Below are 15,180 nucleotides of genomic sequence, written 5' to 3' on the forward strand. Positions count from 1 at the left end.
AGGCCTTGTCTCCATGCCTGGCCGGACTTCCTTCAGGACCTTCAGGCGCTGCTTCGCTAGCGAAGTAGTACGCGTCGCGCTGCCGCTGCTGCTGATCGCGGTATCGATCAGCAGCAGCGGCCTGCTGACCCGCGTCGATCACCTCGTCTTCGATCTCGGACAGCGCCTCAACTGGCGGCCGGTACCGGATGACGTGCTGATCGTCGCCATCGATGAAGACAGCCTCGATCTGCTCGGCCGCTGGCCGTGGTCGCGCGACCGCCATGCCCGCTTGTTGCGGACGCTCTGCGCCAGCGATCCCGCCGTGGTCGCCATCGATATTGCGTTCAGCGAGAAGAGCGACGAGCCGTTCGCCGATGCCGCGCTCGCCGATGCTATCGCCGCCTGCGGTCGCGTCGTGCTGCCGCTGGTCATCGAGTCGACGCGGGTCGGCGGGCAATTGCTCGAAACGCCGCCGATTCAGCCGCTGGCTGCCGTCGCCGCCGGCATTGGCCGCATCGGCGTTCGCCTCGACGAGGATGGCATCGCCCGCTCGGTGGATCTGCGCGAAGGCGTCGGCACGGCGGCCTGGCCCTTGCTGGCCGAGGAGACCTTGCGCCTGGCCGGCCGGCTACCGGCGACATCCGCCGGCAAAGCGGGATCGGGCGCGGCCGGTACGGCGGCAGCAAGTCATCTGCTGGTGCGGGAAGAGATGCGGCGCTTCGAATTCGTCGGCCCGCCGGGCAGCGTGCCGCGCGTGTCGTACGCGCAGGTGCTGGTGGGGAACATGCCGCCGGAAATGTTTGCCGGCAAGATCGTCCTCGTCGGCGCCACCGCGGTCGGTCTTGGCGACTTCCTGCCGACGCCGGTCTCGGCGCTCAGCCAGCCGATGCCAGGCGTCGAGGTCCAGGCCAACGTTCTCCTGTCGATGCGCGACGGACGTCTGATCTCGGCGTTGCCGACCCTGTCCACGCTGCTCTTGGCGGCTCTGCTGGCTGTCGTTCCGCTGCTCTGGCTGCCGCGCCTGATGCCGCTCGCCGGCTTGTTGGCGAGCAGCTTGTGGGTGCTCGCCGTGGGCACGGCCTGTGCGCTCCTGCCCGGCCTGCTGCAGCGCTGGTTTCCGCCGGCCGGTGTCCTGCTGGCCGGGCTTTTTGCCTTTCCGCTGTGGAGCTGGCGGCGGCTCGAGGCGGCCCGCCGCCATCTCGACCAGGAGCTACGGCAGTTGCGGGCGAGCTTGCCGCAACGAGAGGTGGCGGTCGCTTCGCCTGCCGAGATACGCCGGCTCGGTTTCGAGCAGCGGATCGCCTGGGTGCAGGCGGCGCAGCGGACGATGCGGGCGCTGGAAGCCCAGCGTAACGAGGCGCTCGCGTTCATCTCGCACGATCTGCGCGCACCACTGGCGGGCGTGCTGTCCCAGCTGGAAAGTGGGGACGCCTGCGATCAGGCACGCCTCTTGCCGGCGCTACGGCGTGCTCTTGGCATGGCGCAGTCCTTCCTCTGGCTGGCCCGCGCCGAAGCACTCGATCGGAAAGCGATGGAGGAGATCGAATTGACCTCGCTGATGCATCAGGCGGTCGACGAGTTCCATTCTCTGGCCAGGCAGAGGCAACTGCCCCTGGTCCGGCAATTGCCTGACGAGCCGGTCTGGATCGATGGCGACTTCGAGTCGCTCCAGCGCAGCGTCGCCAATCTGGTGCACAACGCTCTTCACCATGCGCCGCGGGGAACGGCGGTCACCATTGGCCTCGACTGCGCGGGCGACGGGGACGTCGAGCTCTGGGTCCGCAATGCTGGACCGGCCTTGCCTGCCGACCTCGTGGCGAGGCTCTTCAAGCGTTTCAGCCGCGGCGAGCGTGGAGCCTCCGCGTCGTCCGGTACCGGCCTGGGGCTCTACTACGTGCGCGCGGTCGCCGAGGGACACGGCGGGCAGGCGGGGGTCGAATGCTCTGACGGCGCGATCAGGTTTTGGGTGCGTTTGCCGGGGGCTGACCGCGGGGAGCCGGAACGTGTGCCGTGAAGCGACTTCCAGTGGAGTCGCGGCGGCCGGTTTGACCGCGGCAGCGTGATTTCTTGGTAAGCTCTGAGGGTGAGAATCGTTCGAGTTCCCGACTTTCATCCGAGTGAGCCGGCGCTCGACGCTCTGGTCGACCTGCTGGCAGCGTTCGACCGGCTGCCGTGCCACGTCGTCGCGGCACCGCCGGCAGCTCGTTCGCTGATTGCCGGCGTTAACCTGTCTGAGGCTTGATCCCATGTTCCTCTCTCTTCACGATATCGAGTCGGCGGCGCGTATCGTCTACTCGGCGATGCCGGCAACGCCGCAGTACTGCTGGCCCCTGCTTTGCGAGGAGTTGGGTGCGGAAGTCTGGGTCAAGCACGAAAACCACACGCCGGTCGGCGCCTTCAAGCTGCGCGGCGGCCTCGTCTACTTTGCCGACCTGGCGAGCAATAGCACGGTCACGGGCGTCATCAGCGCCACCCGTGGCAACCACGGCCAGTCGGTCGGCCTGGCGGCCTGGCTACATGGCCTGAGCGCGCGAGTGGTCGTTCCGCACGGCAACAGCATCGAGAAGAACGCCGCGATGCGCGCGCTGGGTGTCGACCTGATCGAGCACGGAGACGATTTCCAGGCGGCGCGCGAGCACGCCGGGCGCCTGGCCGACGAACTGGGTCTGCATCTGGTACCGTCCTTCCACCCCTTGCTGGTCAGCGGTGTCGCCAGCTACGCGCTGGAACTTTTCCGCGCGGTGCGCGACTTGTCGACCGTCTATGTACCCATCGGTCTCGGCTCGGGGATTTGCGCGATGGTGGCCGCACGTGACGCGCTCGGGCTGAAGACCGAGGTGGTCGGGGTCGTCTCGGCGCAGGCTCCAGCCTACGCCGTTTCGTTCGCCGCGCGAGAGGTCCGCGAAGCGCCGGTGACCACGACGCTTGCCGACGGGATGGCGTGTCGTACGCCACAGCCGGAAGCGCTCGAGGTGATCTGGCGGGGAGTCGACCGGATCGTCGAGGTCAGCGACAGCGAGGTGGCCGAGGCGATCCGCATCCTCTTCACCTGCACTCACAATGCCGCCGAGGGTGCGGGCGCCGCCGCGCTTGCCGCTGCCCGGCAGGAAAGATCCCGATTGGCCGGCCGGCGGACTGCGGTGGTCCTCTCCGGAGGCAACATCGATCGCGCTCTTCTTGCCGACGTCCTGGCGAACCGCTGCACAGGCTGACCGTTGCCGGAGTCGATGAATGGGCGGTCACCGGCTCGTCGGCGCCGACCCGACCGCTGGGTCTGATCAGGCTGGCGGTGTCGTGCGGGAACTTGATCTACCGCAACAAACCAAAAAGGCATGACGCTTAGACTGGGCCCGGTGGGAAGGGGCTTCAGGGCTCACTTCGGGGGATACGGCCGATGGGCAAGGAAATTGGCGGCGATGCTTTCACGGCGGACGACTTCGTGCGTTTCGGCCGGCGGCTCGCAGTGGAAACGCGTCATGCGCGCGCCGCCTACGCGCGCGGCGACTTCGCGAACACCGGGACGGTAGCGGGGTTCGAACTCGAGGCGTGGCTGGTCGACGACGAGTTCTTTCCGGTGCCACGAAACATGGCGTTTCTGGCGCGCATGAACAATCCACTGGTGGTACCTGAACTATCGCGCTTCAACGTCGAACTCAACGGCACGCCGCAGCGCTTGTGCGGTACGGCGCTGTCAAGACTGGAAGGCGAACTCACGGCCACCTGGCAGCAGTGTCTGCGAGTGGCGCGCGACGACGCGGCCGCGCTGATTGCCATCGGTATACTGCCGACGCTTCGCGAAAGCGATTTGTCGCCGGCCAGCATGTCGCCGTATCGACGTTACGCCATGCTCAACGAGCAGATCCTGACGCTGCGCGGCGGTCGACCGCTGACGCTCGACATCGTCGGCATCGACAGCCTGTCCACCACACACACCGACGTCATGCTCGAGGCGGCAACCACTTCGTTTCAGGTGCACCTGCAGACACCGGCCAGTGCGGCCGCGCGTACCTACAACGCGTCGATGATCCTCGCCGCGCCACTGGTCGCGTTGGCGGCGAATTCACCGTTTCTTTTCGAGCGGGCGCTCTGGCACGAGACGCGCGTACCGCTCTTCGAGCAGGCTGTCGATTGCTGTGATCCGGGACATCCGGAGCACCTGCGCGTCACGTTCGGGTCGGGCTATCTGGGGGCCGACCCGACCGCCTGCTTCGCCGAGAACCTGTCGTCCTACGCGGTGCTGCTGCCCTTCGAGGTGCCGGGGCCGGTGGGCTCGTACGCCCATCTGCGCTTGCACAACGGCACCATCTGGCGCTGGAACCGGCTGCTGATCGGCTTCGACGACAGCGGGGCGCCGCATCTGCGCGTCGAGCAGCGGGTGATGCCGGCCGGTCCGAGCATCATCGACATGATCGCCAACGCCGCCTTCTACTATGGCGTGGTACACATGCTGGCGAGCCAGACAGTGGCTCCCGAAGCGCGGATCCCGTTCGCCGTTGCGCGCGACAACTTCTACCGGGCGGCACGCTACGGTCTGCAGGCGCCTCTGGTCTGGTTCGACGGGCAACGCGCAACGGCCGCCGAACTGCTGGCGCGCGAGTTGCTGCCGATGGCGCGCGTCGGGCTGGCACAGCTCGATCTGGCCGCCGGCGACGTCGAGCGCTACCTGGGGGTGATCGCCGCCCGCCTGCAGAGCGGCCAGAACGGCGCCAACTGGCAACTGGCCCACTACGCGAAATACCACGACTTTTTCCGGCTGACCGCCGACTATCTTGCGCACCAGCGCCGTCTCATGCCCGTACATGAATGGCCAATCTGAGCCCACTTCTTCATGCTGACCATCCTCGACTCCCTGCCCGAACGCTTTCTCGACACCCCCGCCTGCGAACTGCACCGTTTGCTGCCTGGCCCGACACTGATCCACTTGCCCGGACGACGTCCGGCACCGCTGTTCGTCTCCGTGCTCCTGCACGGCAACGAGGACAGCGGCGTCGTTGCGCTGCAGAGCGTGCTGCGCGCGCACGCGCAGCGGCCGCTGCCGCGGGCGCTGTCGATTCTGGTCGGCAACGTCGCGGCGGCGCGCGACGGGCTGCGCCGACTCGATCACCAGCCCGATTACAACCGCGTCTGGCCCGGTACCGAGCAACATGCGGACGCTCCCGAGCACGCCGCGATGAGCGATGTGCATTGCCGTATGCAGGCGGGTGGCCTGTTTGCCAGTATCGATATCCACAACAACACCGGCATCAATCCGCACTACGGCGTGGTCAACCGGCTCGATCCGGCTGTCCTGCACCTGGCCTTGTTGTTTTCGCGTACCGTCGTCTGGTTCCGCGGCTTGCCCGGCACGCAGACGACGGCCTTCTCGCCGCTCTGTCCATCGATCACCGTCGAGTGCGGCAAGCCCGGGACGCCGGCGAACGAGGCCCACGCGGCGCGTTTCATCGAGGCCTGCCTGCATCTGGCGAGCTTTCCCGCGCACGACGTGCACGAGCAGGACATCGACCTGTATCACACCGTCGCGACGGTGCGGGTGCCGGCGGCGGTGTCCTTCGGTTTTGGCAATCGTCTCGCCGACATCGATTTCGATCCGCAGCTCGATCACATGAATTTCCGGCAGCTCGAACCCGGTGCGGTGTTCGGTCGCACGCGATTGTCTTCGCCGCTCGAGGTACGGGATGAGAGCGGCCGCGATCTGGCTGGCGAGTTCTTCGCCTGCGACGGCGGCACGATCAGCTTGCGTCGGCCATCGACGCCGGCGATGCTGACCCTCGACGAGCGGGTGGTACGGCAGGACTGCCTGTGTTATCTGATGGAGCGTCTGCCTTTCCCGCGGCGCGAGCGCGTGGCGCGCGAATTGTGCGACACACTCCAGGACTGAGCGGGCGCCGCGTTGGCGTCGCTGGCGAGTTGGCATCGGAGAGACGGATGAGAATCTCGCTGACGCGAGTGTCGCGGTCGCTGCAGGTGGCTCGGAGAGCGCCGCTGGCCGGACTGGTCGTGGCGCTGGCGATGTCGAGCGGCGCTCCGGCGGTACTCGCCGACAGTTCCGGTGAGCAACTGGCGGCGTACTACGATCGCCATATGGCGATCATCGGCGGCACGGCCTACGGCTGGATTGGCCGGGAGCGACCGGTGCCGATGATGTCCGACGCCGTTCAGGTCGGTGTCGGCAAGGACGCCTACTATGCGCTGCGCAAGAACGGCAGCCTGCTTACCTGGTCGGCATCGTCGGCCAACGCCGGCGTGCTGATGCGCGACGTCGTCAGTTTCGCGGCGGGCCAGTCGGGCTGGCTGGCGATCAACCGGAGCAGGAGCCTGTGGCAAGGGAGCGGCCGGGAGCCGCCGCGCAAGATCGCCGAGAGGGCGCTGGCGGCTGCCGTCGGCGACGGGACCGATTACCTGATCACCCCCGGTGGCGACCTGCATGTCCGCGGCCTTGGCAGTCGGGGTCAGTACGGCGACGGCCGCACCAGCGCCGGCAACGATTTCGTCAAGACCGCCGCGCAGGTCCTGGCAGTCCGCGCGCACACCGGGCACGCCCTCTATCTGGCGAGCGACGGGCAGGTGTTCGGGACCGGCGGCAACATCAACGGCCCACTCTCGAAGCATGGGCTGGGTGACAAGGCTGTCACCTGGGGCAGCATCTTTTCCGGTGCCAGGGGAGTCGCCACCGGTGCCTCGCATTCGCTGGCGATCCGCGAGGACGGTTCACTGTGGGCCTGGGGCAGTGGGTTTGCGATCGAACCGAAGAAGATTGCCGACAATATCGTCACCGTTGCGGCCGGCGCCGGGTCGACGATTGCGCTTTCCGCGGATGGCAAGCTGTGGGCCTGGGATGGCGGTCGCGGACCCCGCCAGATCAACCTCGATCGCTAGCCGGCGCGCCGTCGGGTGAGCATCACGCGCCCATGACACGGTTTTTGCCGGCCCGCTTGGCCAGGTACATCGCCTGATCGGCGCGTGCGATGGCATCCTCGCCGGACTCTTCGGCAGTCAACTGGGCGACGCCGGCGCTGAAGGTGATCAGGATCTTTTCGTTGCCGGCAAGGAAGAAGTTGCGGGTGAGCTCCCGCTGCAGGCGTTTCATCGCTTCGATGCCGGCGGCTACGGCCGTGTCGGGCATCAGGATCACGAATTCCTCACCGCCGTAACGCGCCAGGGTGTCGATTGGACGCAGGTGCTGGCGGACGACCTGTACCAGATGAATCAGGGCCTCGTCACCGGAGGCGTGCCCAAGCCGGTCGTTTAAGGTCTTGAAATTGTCGATATCGAGCAGCGACACGCAGAGCGGTGCCTCCTTGCGGCGCACGCCGGCAATCTCGCGAGCCAGCACTTCGTCGAGGCCGCGGCGGTTGAGGGTGTCGGTCAAGGGGTCGTGGCGGGCCGACGCGCTGGCCTGGTGAAGTTCCTGGTGCAACCTGAAGAGTTCGGCGTCGGTGGCCAATGCTCGAGACTGCAGGGCCGCGAGTTGTTCGTGGGCGTAACCGGTGTCTTCGGCCATGGCGCGCGTCGCGTCGATCACCTGCTTGAGAAGCGGCGTCAGGTCCTCGATCGTTCGCACCGTGGCAAGCTGCTGTGCGCTGGCCTCGATGCTGACCTGGAAGGCCGAACTGGACTGGTTCATTGCCGACAACTGGTCGAGGAACGCCGCCAGCATCTGGCGCATCGCCTCCTGGGCTTCCAGGCTCCGCTCCTTGGCCTCGCGCTGTCTGGCGATCACATCCTGCAGGCGGCGCTCGACGTCGTCCAGGCGGCGCAGGCTGAGGGGCGGCGCCACGGCCTTGACGAGGGCGTCGATCTGGCCCTGCAGGCATTCCTCATCAAGAGTCAGTTCGCCAATGTTCTCGATGATCAGGTGCAGGAGCTTGAGCAGGGTCTGGCGTATTTCTCCCTGCTCTTCAGCAGCCAGCGATACCCGCCGGCTGAAGCCCGTCAGCAGCACGAGCAGGCCGGGGATGTCGGTCGGCTGGTTCTTGAGGGCTTGCAGCAGTTCGAGGGCCTGCTCGGACAACCAGGTATCCTGGTCCCCCAGCGCCGGCAGGAGATCTTCGATCAGGCGTGTCAGTCTGGCCAGCAACTCGCCGAGAAATGCGGGCACCGTGCTTTCTGAGGACGGCACGGGGGCGACGTTGCCGTTCTCCGTCGCTGGCGTTTCGGCGGTAGCCAGCGCGATCAGCGCCTGCTGCACGCACTGCCAGCTGCGCTTGCCGACGGCAATGGCGAGCTGTTCGACGCCTTCCTTCTGCTTCGGGTTCTTGACGGGAAGTGCCATCACGATCTGGCGAAGCTGCGCTTCGGGGAAACCCGCCACGTTGGGCAGCCTGGCGATCTCGTTGTAACAGGCCTGATAGTTGGCCGGCGTCGGCAGTAGCTTGCGTGCGCTCAACTGCATGAGGGCTTCGCGGGCCACCTCGCGAGGATTCTTGGTGTCGATCATTCAGCGAACAGTCAGCGTCACAAAAACGGGGCGTGATGGCTTTCAGGGGGTGACGATTCTGGGAGCCCGGTGAGACCGGCCTCGAATCGCCACTCTTGCATAGTGTGCAACCGATTTTGCATTTTAGCGCGGAGAGGTGGTAGCGTGTGGGAATTGATCGGCGCAACCTGCTGTTTGGTGATCAGCTGCTGTGCTTCGTTGCAACAGGACGTGCGAAGGAAAGCGGAAAGGGCACGCGGCTGCGCGGGACGACAGCCTTCCGCGAGTGCCGAAGAATGTTTCGGCGAACCAGCGCCCGCCGGACGCGCGGTCGAGTCGAGTGACCCCGCACTGGCAGAGATCAGGTGGAGCATGGGAAAACTGCTGTTGGCGCCAATGGAAGGTCTCGTCGACGACGTCCTGCGTGACGTGCTGACGCGTGTCGGCACCTACGATCTGGCGGTGAGCGAGTTCGTCCGCGTGTCGGGCAACCTCCTGCCGCCGCGAGCCTTCCGCCGCATTTGTCCGGAACTCGCGAGAGGTTGCCGTACCGCCGCGGGGACGCCGGTGGCGGTCCAGCTTCTCGGTAGCGACCCGGGGTGTCTGGCCGAGAACGCGGCGCAGTTGGCCGAATTGTCGCCGGCCGGCATCGACCTCAACTTCGGTTGTCCGGCACCGACGGTGAATCGTCATGGTGGCGGGGCCCGACTCCTTGCCGATCCCGAGCAGTTGTTCCGCATCGTGGCGGCGGTGCGGCGCGCGGTGCCGGCCGGGATCCCGTTTACGGCCAAGATGCGCCTGGGGGTGAGCGACACGGCACGCACGCTTGATTGTGCACGGGCGCTTGCCGCGGGGGGCATTGACTCGCTGGTGGTGCACGCGCGCACCCGCGCCGAGGGTTATCGTCCACCCGCCCACTGGGAATGGGTCGCCCGTATCGGCGAGGTGGTGCAGCGGCCGGTGACGGCGAATGGCGAGGTGTGGACCACCGCCGATCATGCCCGCTGCTGTCTGGTCAGCGGCAGTGATGACGTGATGATCGGCCGAGGTGCGGTCGCCGATCCATTTCTGGTCAGGCATATCCGTTCCCGGGTAGCCGGCGAGACGATCGCAGCGGATCGCTCGGCTGACTGGCGGCAACTGCAGCCCTTGCTCGCGTCGTACTGGCAGCAGGTATGCCGCAAGGTTTCGGCCCGCCAGGCGCCGGGCCGACTCAAGCTCTGGTTGAGCGCGCTGCGGCGGAATTTCGCCGAAGCCGACGCGCTGTTCCTGGGAGTTCGCACGCTGAGCGATGTCGGCGACGTCACTCGTGTGCTCGAGCGCCATGGCGTCGCCGATCATTCCGCCAGTGGCTGAGCGGCGGCAGACGCCGGGAAACTCGCGCGTCCCCACGAGCGCGCAGACCACCATGCACGAACACCTGCCGATCCTGCTCGCACGCCATACGCATTCGCCCTTCCGCAAGCCTTACGCAGACCACAACCGGGTCGCGTTTGCCGACAGCTTCGAGCGCTTCCTGCGCAATGCCCCGGGTTCGCCACTGATTCTCGATTCGTGCTGCGGAGGAGGGGAGAGCAGTGTCCATCTGGCCAGGCAGTTCCCGTCCCACTACGTGATCGGCGTAGACCAGTCGGCAGTCCGTCTGGCTCGCCAGCAGCGCGACGCTTGCGGGTGGCCGCCGAATCTCGATCTGGTGCGTGCCGATGTCGTCGATTACTGGCGCCTGCTGCACGACAGCGGTGTCCGGCTGGCTCGTCATTACCTGCTCTACCCCAACCCGTGGCCGAAGATCGGGCACCTTGGCCGGCGCTGGCACGGTCATCCGGTGTTTCCCACCCTGCTCGGGCTGGCCGGCGTGCTCGAGTGTCGAAGCAACTGGCCGCTCTACGTGGAGGAACTCTGCTTCGCTGTGCAACGATTGACTCGACGGCCGGTTGCCTGCGAGCCCTACTGTCCTGCGGCCGCCATGACTCCCTTCGAGCGCAAGTACCTGGCCTCCGGCCACCGCCTGTTTCGCACCGTCATCGATCTGGGTTGATTGCGGCGGCGGCTCCGCCGCACAGGCTGTCGCGAGTTGCCGCAGGCATGCCGCCGCCGCGCCAGGCGGCGGGCGGCGGGCGGCCGACGAGCCCACGGCACACTGTTCACATCGACTCTTGTGTCTTATATAATACACACAGGCAGGCCGAGCAGAGGAAGTCCGCACTACCCGAGTCGAGATCGCCGGCAGCGGGGATCTCTTGTCTCAGCGACGCTTCTGGCCTTGCAGTACAATTGTGTTTTTGCCGCTGTACAACCTTTGAGAAAGGACGTCGCCGTGCTGGAATCCTATCGTGCCCATGTCGCCGAGCGCGCTGCGCTTGGTATTCCGCCTCTGCCGCTGACGGCGAGGCAGACCGAGGAACTCGTCGGCCTGCTGAAGAACCCGCCGCAGGGTGAAGAAGAGAATCTGGTCGAGCTGATCACCTATCGTGTTCCGGCCGGAGTCGACGACGCGGCCAAGGTCAAGGCCGAGTTTCTCGCGCGGGTGGCCAAGGGCGAAGAGGCCTGCGCGCTTGTCACCAAGGAGAAAGCGACCGAATTGCTCGGCACGATGCTCGGTGGCTACAACGTCAAGCCGCTGATCGACCTGCTCACCGGCCCGACCGGGGCGATCGCTGCCGCAGGGCTGAAGAAAACGCTGCTCGTCTTCGACTTCTTCCACGATGTCAAGGAACTTGCCGACAAGGGCAACGCCAACGCCAAGTCGGTGCTGCAGAGCTGGGCCGACGGTGAGTGGTTTACGTCGCGTCCGCAAGTCCCTGCGTCGCAGAAGCTGACCGTTTTCAAGGTCACCGGCGAAACCAACACCGACGACCTGTCGCCGGCACCGGACGCCTGGTCGCGTCCCGACATCCCGCTGCACGCCCTGGCGATGCTCAAGAACGCGCGGCCGGGAATTGACCCCGACAAGCCGGGCGAGCGCGGGCCGATCAAGCAGCTCGAGGAACTCGCCAGGAAGGGCAACCTGATCGCCTACGTCGGCGACGTCGTCGGCACCGGCTCGTCGCGCAAGTCGGCGACCAACTCGGTCCTCTGGTTTACCGGCGAAGACATTCCCTTTGTCCCGAACAAGCGTTTCGGCGGCGTCTGCCTGGGCTCGAAGATCGCGCCGATCTTCTTCAATACCATGGAAGACGCCGGCGCGTTGCCGGTGGAGATCGATTGCGGCCAGATGGACATGGGCGACGAGATCGAACTGAAGATCGATACCGCCACTTCGAAGGTGACCGCGCTCAAGAACGGCGCCGTGATCGCGGAATCGCAATTGAAGACGCCGGTGATCCTTGATGAAGTGCGCGCCGGCGGTCGCATTCCGCTGATCATCGGCCGCGGTCTGACGACCCGGGCACGCGAGGCGCTTGGGCTGCCGGTGTCGACGCTGTTCTGCCTGCCGCAGAACCCCGCCGACCCGGGCAAGGGTTATTCGCTGGGGCAGAAGATGGTCGGCCGCGCCTGCGGTCTGCCGGAAGGCAAGGGCATCCTGCCCGGTACCTATTGCGAACCACGCATGACCACTGTCGGCTCGCAGGACACGACCGGTCCGATGACCCGCGACGAGTTGAAGGATCTCGCCTGCCTCGGTTTCTCGGCCGACATGGTGATGCAGTCGTTCTGCCATACCGCCGCCTATCCGAAGCTGGTCGACGTCAAGATGCACCGCGAGCTGCCGAGCTTCATCAGCACGCGTGGCGGCGTCGCCCTGCGTCCGGGTGACGGCGTCATTCACTCGTGGCTCAACCGCCTGTTGCTGCCGGACACCGTCGGCACCGGCGGCGACTCGCACACCCGGTTCCCGATCGGCATCTCGTTCCCGGCCGGGTCCGGCCTCGTTGCCTTTGCCGCCGCCACCGGCGTCATGCCGCTCGACATGCCGGAATCGGTGCTGGTGCGCTTCAAGGGTTCGCTCGCCGAAGCCGGCAAGCGCGGCGTCACGCTGCGCGACCTGGTCAACGCGATTCCCTACTACGCGATCAAGGCCGGCCTGCTGACCGTCGAGAAGAAAGGCAAGAAGAACATCTTTTCCGGTCGTATCCTCGAAATCGAGGGGCTGCCCGATCTCAAGGTCGAACAGGCTTTCGAGCTCTCCGACGCCGCGGCCGAGCGTTCGGCTGCCGCCTGCGCGGTGGCCTTGAACAAGGAACCGATCATCGAGTACATGCGCTCGAACATCACGCTGATGAAGTGGATGATCGCCAACGGCTACGCCGACGCGCGTACTCTCGGCCGCCGCATCAAGGCCATGGAAGCGTGGATCGCCAAGCCTGATTTGCTGAAGGCCGACGCGGATGCCGAGTACGCTGCGGTGATCGAAATCGACCTCGCCGAAGTGACCGAGCCGCTGGTCGCCTGCCCGAACGATCCGGATGATGTCAAGCTCCTGTCCACGGTCGCCGGCGAGAAGATCGACGAAGTCTTCATCGGCTCGTGCATGACCAACATCGGCCACTTCCGCGCCGCCGGCAAGGTCCTCGAAGGCAAGACCGACATCCCGACGCGCCTGTGGATCGCCCCGCCGACCAAGATGGACGCGATGATCCTCAATGAGGAAGGCTACTACGCGATCCTCGGCAAGTCCGGCGCGCGCATGGAAATGCCCGGTTGCTCGCTGTGCATGGGCAACCAGGCGCAGATCCGCAAGGGCAGCACCGCGATGTCGACCTCGACGCGCAACTTCCCGAACCGTCTCGGAATCGACACCCGCGTCTACCTCGGCTCGGCCGAACTCGCCGCCGTCTGCGCCTTGATGGGCAGGATCCCGACGCCGGCCGAGTATCTCGACCAGGTGCAGGCGGTCAACGCCAAGGCCGCCGACGTCTATCGCTACATGAACTTCGACCAGATCAAGGAGTTCAGCGACGTGGCGGATACGGTAACCGTCTAGACCGTCGCGCAGCACGCAACTCTAACGCCCCCGGGGAGTCTCTTTCCCGGGGGCGTTTGTTTTGGCGAAGCAGTCGCTGTGCACGCGCTTGGCGATGTGGCGTACAGCGTCGGCCAAAATCGTTGCCCGATCGTTTGACTATCTACTACTCATCAGCATCAGGAGAACCGACCACCATGCAAGCGCGACGACCCTTCCAGCAAGCCACCGCCCTCGGCACCTGCCTGGCGCTCCTCATGCCCCTAGCCGTCTCGGCCGCAGCGCCCGAACAGGTAGCCGGACGCATCGCCCTGGTGATCGGCAATGGCGCTTATGCCAAGGCGCCACTGGTGAATCCGGCCGGCGATGCGCGCGCGGTGGCGGACCGCCTGCGCGAAGCCGGCTTTCGCGTGACCCTGAAAGTCGACGCCCCGCGGCGCGAACTGCAGGACGCGATTCGCGGCTTCGGCGACGCGCTTGCCCGCGACAACAAGGCGGTCGGTGTCTTCTACTACGCGGGCCATGGCGTGCAGCTCAACTGGCGCAACTTCATGCTGCCGGTGGATGCGCGCATCCAGCGCCCGGCGGATATTGCCGCGCAAGGCGTCGACGTCGGCCTGCTGCTCGAGAGCCTGGCTCGGGCGCGCAACCCGCTCAATCTGGTGATTCTCGACGCCTGCCGCAACAACCCCTTCGGGCGCGACTTTCGCACCGACGAGCGCGGGCTGTCGCAACTCGACGCGCCACCCGGGACGCTGCTCGCCTACGCCACGGCGCCCGGCAACACCGCCGATGACGGCGAGGGCGAGCACGGGCTGTACACCGACAACCTGCTGAAGGAGATGAAGGTGCCGGGTGCGCCGGTCGAAGACGTTTTCAAACGCGTCCGGCTGGCGGTCAGGCGTGCGTCCGAAGGCGCGCAGATCCCCTGGGAGAGCACCTCTCTGGAAGGCGACTTTGCTTTCGTCGGCGGCAGCGGACGTGACCTGAGCCGCGAGCAGAAGGAGTTCGAAACCGATCTTGCAGCCTGGAGCACGTTGCGTGAAGCCAGCACGCCCGAGCCGCTCGAGGCTTTCATCCGGCAGCGGCCGAGCGGCAAGTTTGCCGAGCTCGCCCAGCATCGGCTCGATGTGGTCCTCCGCCAGCGTGGTGAAAAGCCTGTCCAGGCGGCAGCCCCGCCACCTCTTGGGCCCGAGATGTGCGTATCGGGTGCAGCTACCGGCAAGGCCGCTTCCTACAGCGGCCAGGGACTTGCCTTCCGCCCCGGCGAGCGCTACAGCTATCGTACCGTCGATCTGGTCAAGCAGACCGAGACCGCACGCAGTACCGATACCGTTCTCGGGATCGTCGGCGACGAGGTGCAGTACAACGACGGCAGCAAGGTGACCGACCTTTTCGGCAACAACGTGCGGGCTCCCGACGGCACGCGCTGGACGCCGTATCAGTTCTTCATCAACGACTATGCGCTCGGCAAACGCTGGCCGGCACAGTTCATCGTCACCCAGCCGGACGGTTCGAAGGCCAACGTGCGCTTCGAGTTGCGGGTCGCCGCTCGCGAGCGCATCACGCTGCCAGCCGGAACCTTCGACAGCTACCGCATCGAAGCGCGTGGTGTCGTCCTCGCCAGCGGCGCCCAGCTCGAGCGCACCGCCTGGGTGGCGCCGGAACGAATGCGCGGCTTTCTGGCCATGGAGAATCTGGTTCGCAAGGACGGCGCGGTGGTCAGCGGCGAGAGGATCGAGCTGATCGAGTACGCCGCCGGGGCGCCGGTGGCGACCTCGCCCACCGCGCCCACCGCGCCAGTGGCATCCGAAAAGAACAAGGAGCAGAGCGGCTGGCGACCGTCCTTTTACTGACAGGGAAGTCACATGACGTCGAA

At 66.2% G+C, this 15,180-nt stretch carries 11 protein-coding genes; 10 read left to right on the forward strand and 1 reads right to left on the reverse strand.

Annotated features, from left to right (window positions below):
- Positions 1 to 13: 13 nt before the first annotated feature.
- The 6 genes from CAP2UW1_RS11735 to CAP2UW1_RS11755 all read left to right on the forward strand — a co-directional run bounded on the left by CAP2UW1_RS11735 (position 14) and on the right by CAP2UW1_RS11755 (position 6,858).
- Complete coding sequence (locus tag CAP2UW1_RS11735; protein WP_015766824.1) at positions 14 to 1,996, forward strand: CHASE2 domain-containing protein; 1,983 nt, start codon at positions 14 to 16, stop codon at positions 1,994 to 1,996.
- Between the two features lie 69 nt (positions 1,997 to 2,065).
- Positions 2,066 to 2,224, forward strand: a complete 159-nt coding sequence (locus CAP2UW1_RS25565; protein ID WP_199931456.1) for a hypothetical protein — start codon at positions 2,066 to 2,068, stop codon at positions 2,222 to 2,224.
- A 4-nt stretch (positions 2,225 to 2,228) separates the two neighbouring features.
- On the forward strand, positions 2,229 to 3,194 hold the full coding sequence (locus CAP2UW1_RS11740) for a threonine dehydratase (RefSeq protein ID WP_015766825.1): 966 nt from the start codon (positions 2,229 to 2,231) through the stop codon (positions 3,192 to 3,194).
- A gap of 182 nt (positions 3,195 to 3,376) precedes the next feature.
- On the forward strand, positions 3,377 to 4,798 hold the full coding sequence (locus CAP2UW1_RS11745) for a hypothetical protein (RefSeq protein WP_015766826.1): 1,422 nt from the start codon (positions 3,377 to 3,379) through the stop codon (positions 4,796 to 4,798).
- 12 nt (positions 4,799 to 4,810) lie between these two features.
- A complete protein-coding gene (locus CAP2UW1_RS11750; RefSeq protein ID WP_015766827.1) occupies positions 4,811 to 5,860 on the forward strand; it encodes a M14 family metallopeptidase in 1,050 nt (349 codons plus the stop codon).
- A gap of 47 nt (positions 5,861 to 5,907) precedes the next feature.
- Complete coding sequence (locus CAP2UW1_RS11755; RefSeq protein ID WP_015766828.1) at positions 5,908 to 6,858, forward strand: RCC1 domain-containing protein; 951 nt, start codon at positions 5,908 to 5,910, stop codon at positions 6,856 to 6,858.
- Between the two features lie 22 nt (positions 6,859 to 6,880).
- Here CAP2UW1_RS11755 and CAP2UW1_RS11760 read toward each other — a convergent pair whose 3' ends face one another.
- Positions 6,881 to 8,419, reverse strand: a complete 1,539-nt coding sequence (locus CAP2UW1_RS11760) for a GGDEF domain-containing protein (RefSeq protein WP_015766829.1) — start codon at positions 8,417 to 8,419, stop codon at positions 6,881 to 6,883.
- Between the two features lie 351 nt (positions 8,420 to 8,770).
- On the opposite strand from CAP2UW1_RS11760, the gene CAP2UW1_RS11765 reads away from it, so the two are divergent.
- From CAP2UW1_RS11765 to CAP2UW1_RS23810, 4 genes are all read left to right on the forward strand, one after another.
- Positions 8,771 to 9,754 carry a tRNA dihydrouridine synthase gene (locus CAP2UW1_RS11765; RefSeq protein ID WP_015766830.1) on the forward strand — a complete coding sequence of 328 codons (984 nt, stop codon included), beginning with the start codon at positions 8,771 to 8,773 and terminating at the stop codon, positions 9,752 to 9,754.
- A gap of 52 nt (positions 9,755 to 9,806) precedes the next feature.
- Complete coding sequence (trmB, locus tag CAP2UW1_RS11770; protein ID WP_049778663.1) at positions 9,807 to 10,436, forward strand: tRNA (guanine(46)-N(7))-methyltransferase TrmB; 630 nt, start codon at positions 9,807 to 9,809, stop codon at positions 10,434 to 10,436.
- Between the two features lie 279 nt (positions 10,437 to 10,715).
- Positions 10,716 to 13,322 carry a bifunctional aconitate hydratase 2/2-methylisocitrate dehydratase gene (locus CAP2UW1_RS11775; RefSeq protein ID WP_015766832.1) on the forward strand — a complete coding sequence of 869 codons (2,607 nt, stop codon included), beginning with the start codon at positions 10,716 to 10,718 and terminating at the stop codon, positions 13,320 to 13,322.
- Positions 13,323 to 13,498: 176 nt separating this feature from the next.
- Entirely contained in the window at positions 13,499 to 15,157 is a 1,659-nt protein-coding gene (locus CAP2UW1_RS23810; RefSeq protein WP_015766833.1) for a caspase family protein, read from the forward strand.
- Positions 15,158 to 15,180 lie beyond the last annotated feature (23 nt).

The sequence above is a fragment of the Candidatus Accumulibacter phosphatis genome (assembly GCF_000024165.1).
GTDB lineage: Bacteria > Pseudomonadota > Gammaproteobacteria > Burkholderiales > Rhodocyclaceae > Accumulibacter > Accumulibacter phosphatis.

What these genes read in the sequence shown, in the direction of transcription:
- CAP2UW1_RS11740 (WP_015766825.1), top strand. Translation starts at nt 2,229, where the DNA reads ATGTTCCTCTCTCTTCACGATATCGAGTCGGCGGCGCGTATCGTCTAC.
- trmB (WP_049778663.1), top strand. Translation starts at nt 9,807, where the DNA reads ATGCACGAACACCTGCCGATCCTGCTCGCACGCCATACGCATTCGCCC.
- CAP2UW1_RS11760 (WP_015766829.1), bottom strand. Translation starts at nt 8,419, where the DNA reads ATGATCGACACCAAGAATCCTCGCGAGGTGGCCCGCGAAGCCCTCATG.
- CAP2UW1_RS11750 (WP_015766827.1), top strand. Translation starts at nt 4,811, where the DNA reads ATGCTGACCATCCTCGACTCCCTGCCCGAACGCTTTCTCGACACCCCC.
- CAP2UW1_RS11765 (WP_015766830.1), top strand. Translation starts at nt 8,771, where the DNA reads ATGGGAAAACTGCTGTTGGCGCCAATGGAAGGTCTCGTCGACGACGTC.
- CAP2UW1_RS23810 (WP_015766833.1), top strand. Translation starts at nt 13,499, where the DNA reads ATGCAAGCGCGACGACCCTTCCAGCAAGCCACCGCCCTCGGCACCTGC.
- CAP2UW1_RS11745 (WP_015766826.1), top strand. Translation starts at nt 3,377, where the DNA reads ATGGGCAAGGAAATTGGCGGCGATGCTTTCACGGCGGACGACTTCGTG.
- CAP2UW1_RS11755 (WP_015766828.1), top strand. Translation starts at nt 5,908, where the DNA reads ATGAGAATCTCGCTGACGCGAGTGTCGCGGTCGCTGCAGGTGGCTCGG.
- CAP2UW1_RS11735 (WP_015766824.1), top strand. Translation starts at nt 14, where the DNA reads ATGCCTGGCCGGACTTCCTTCAGGACCTTCAGGCGCTGCTTCGCTAGC.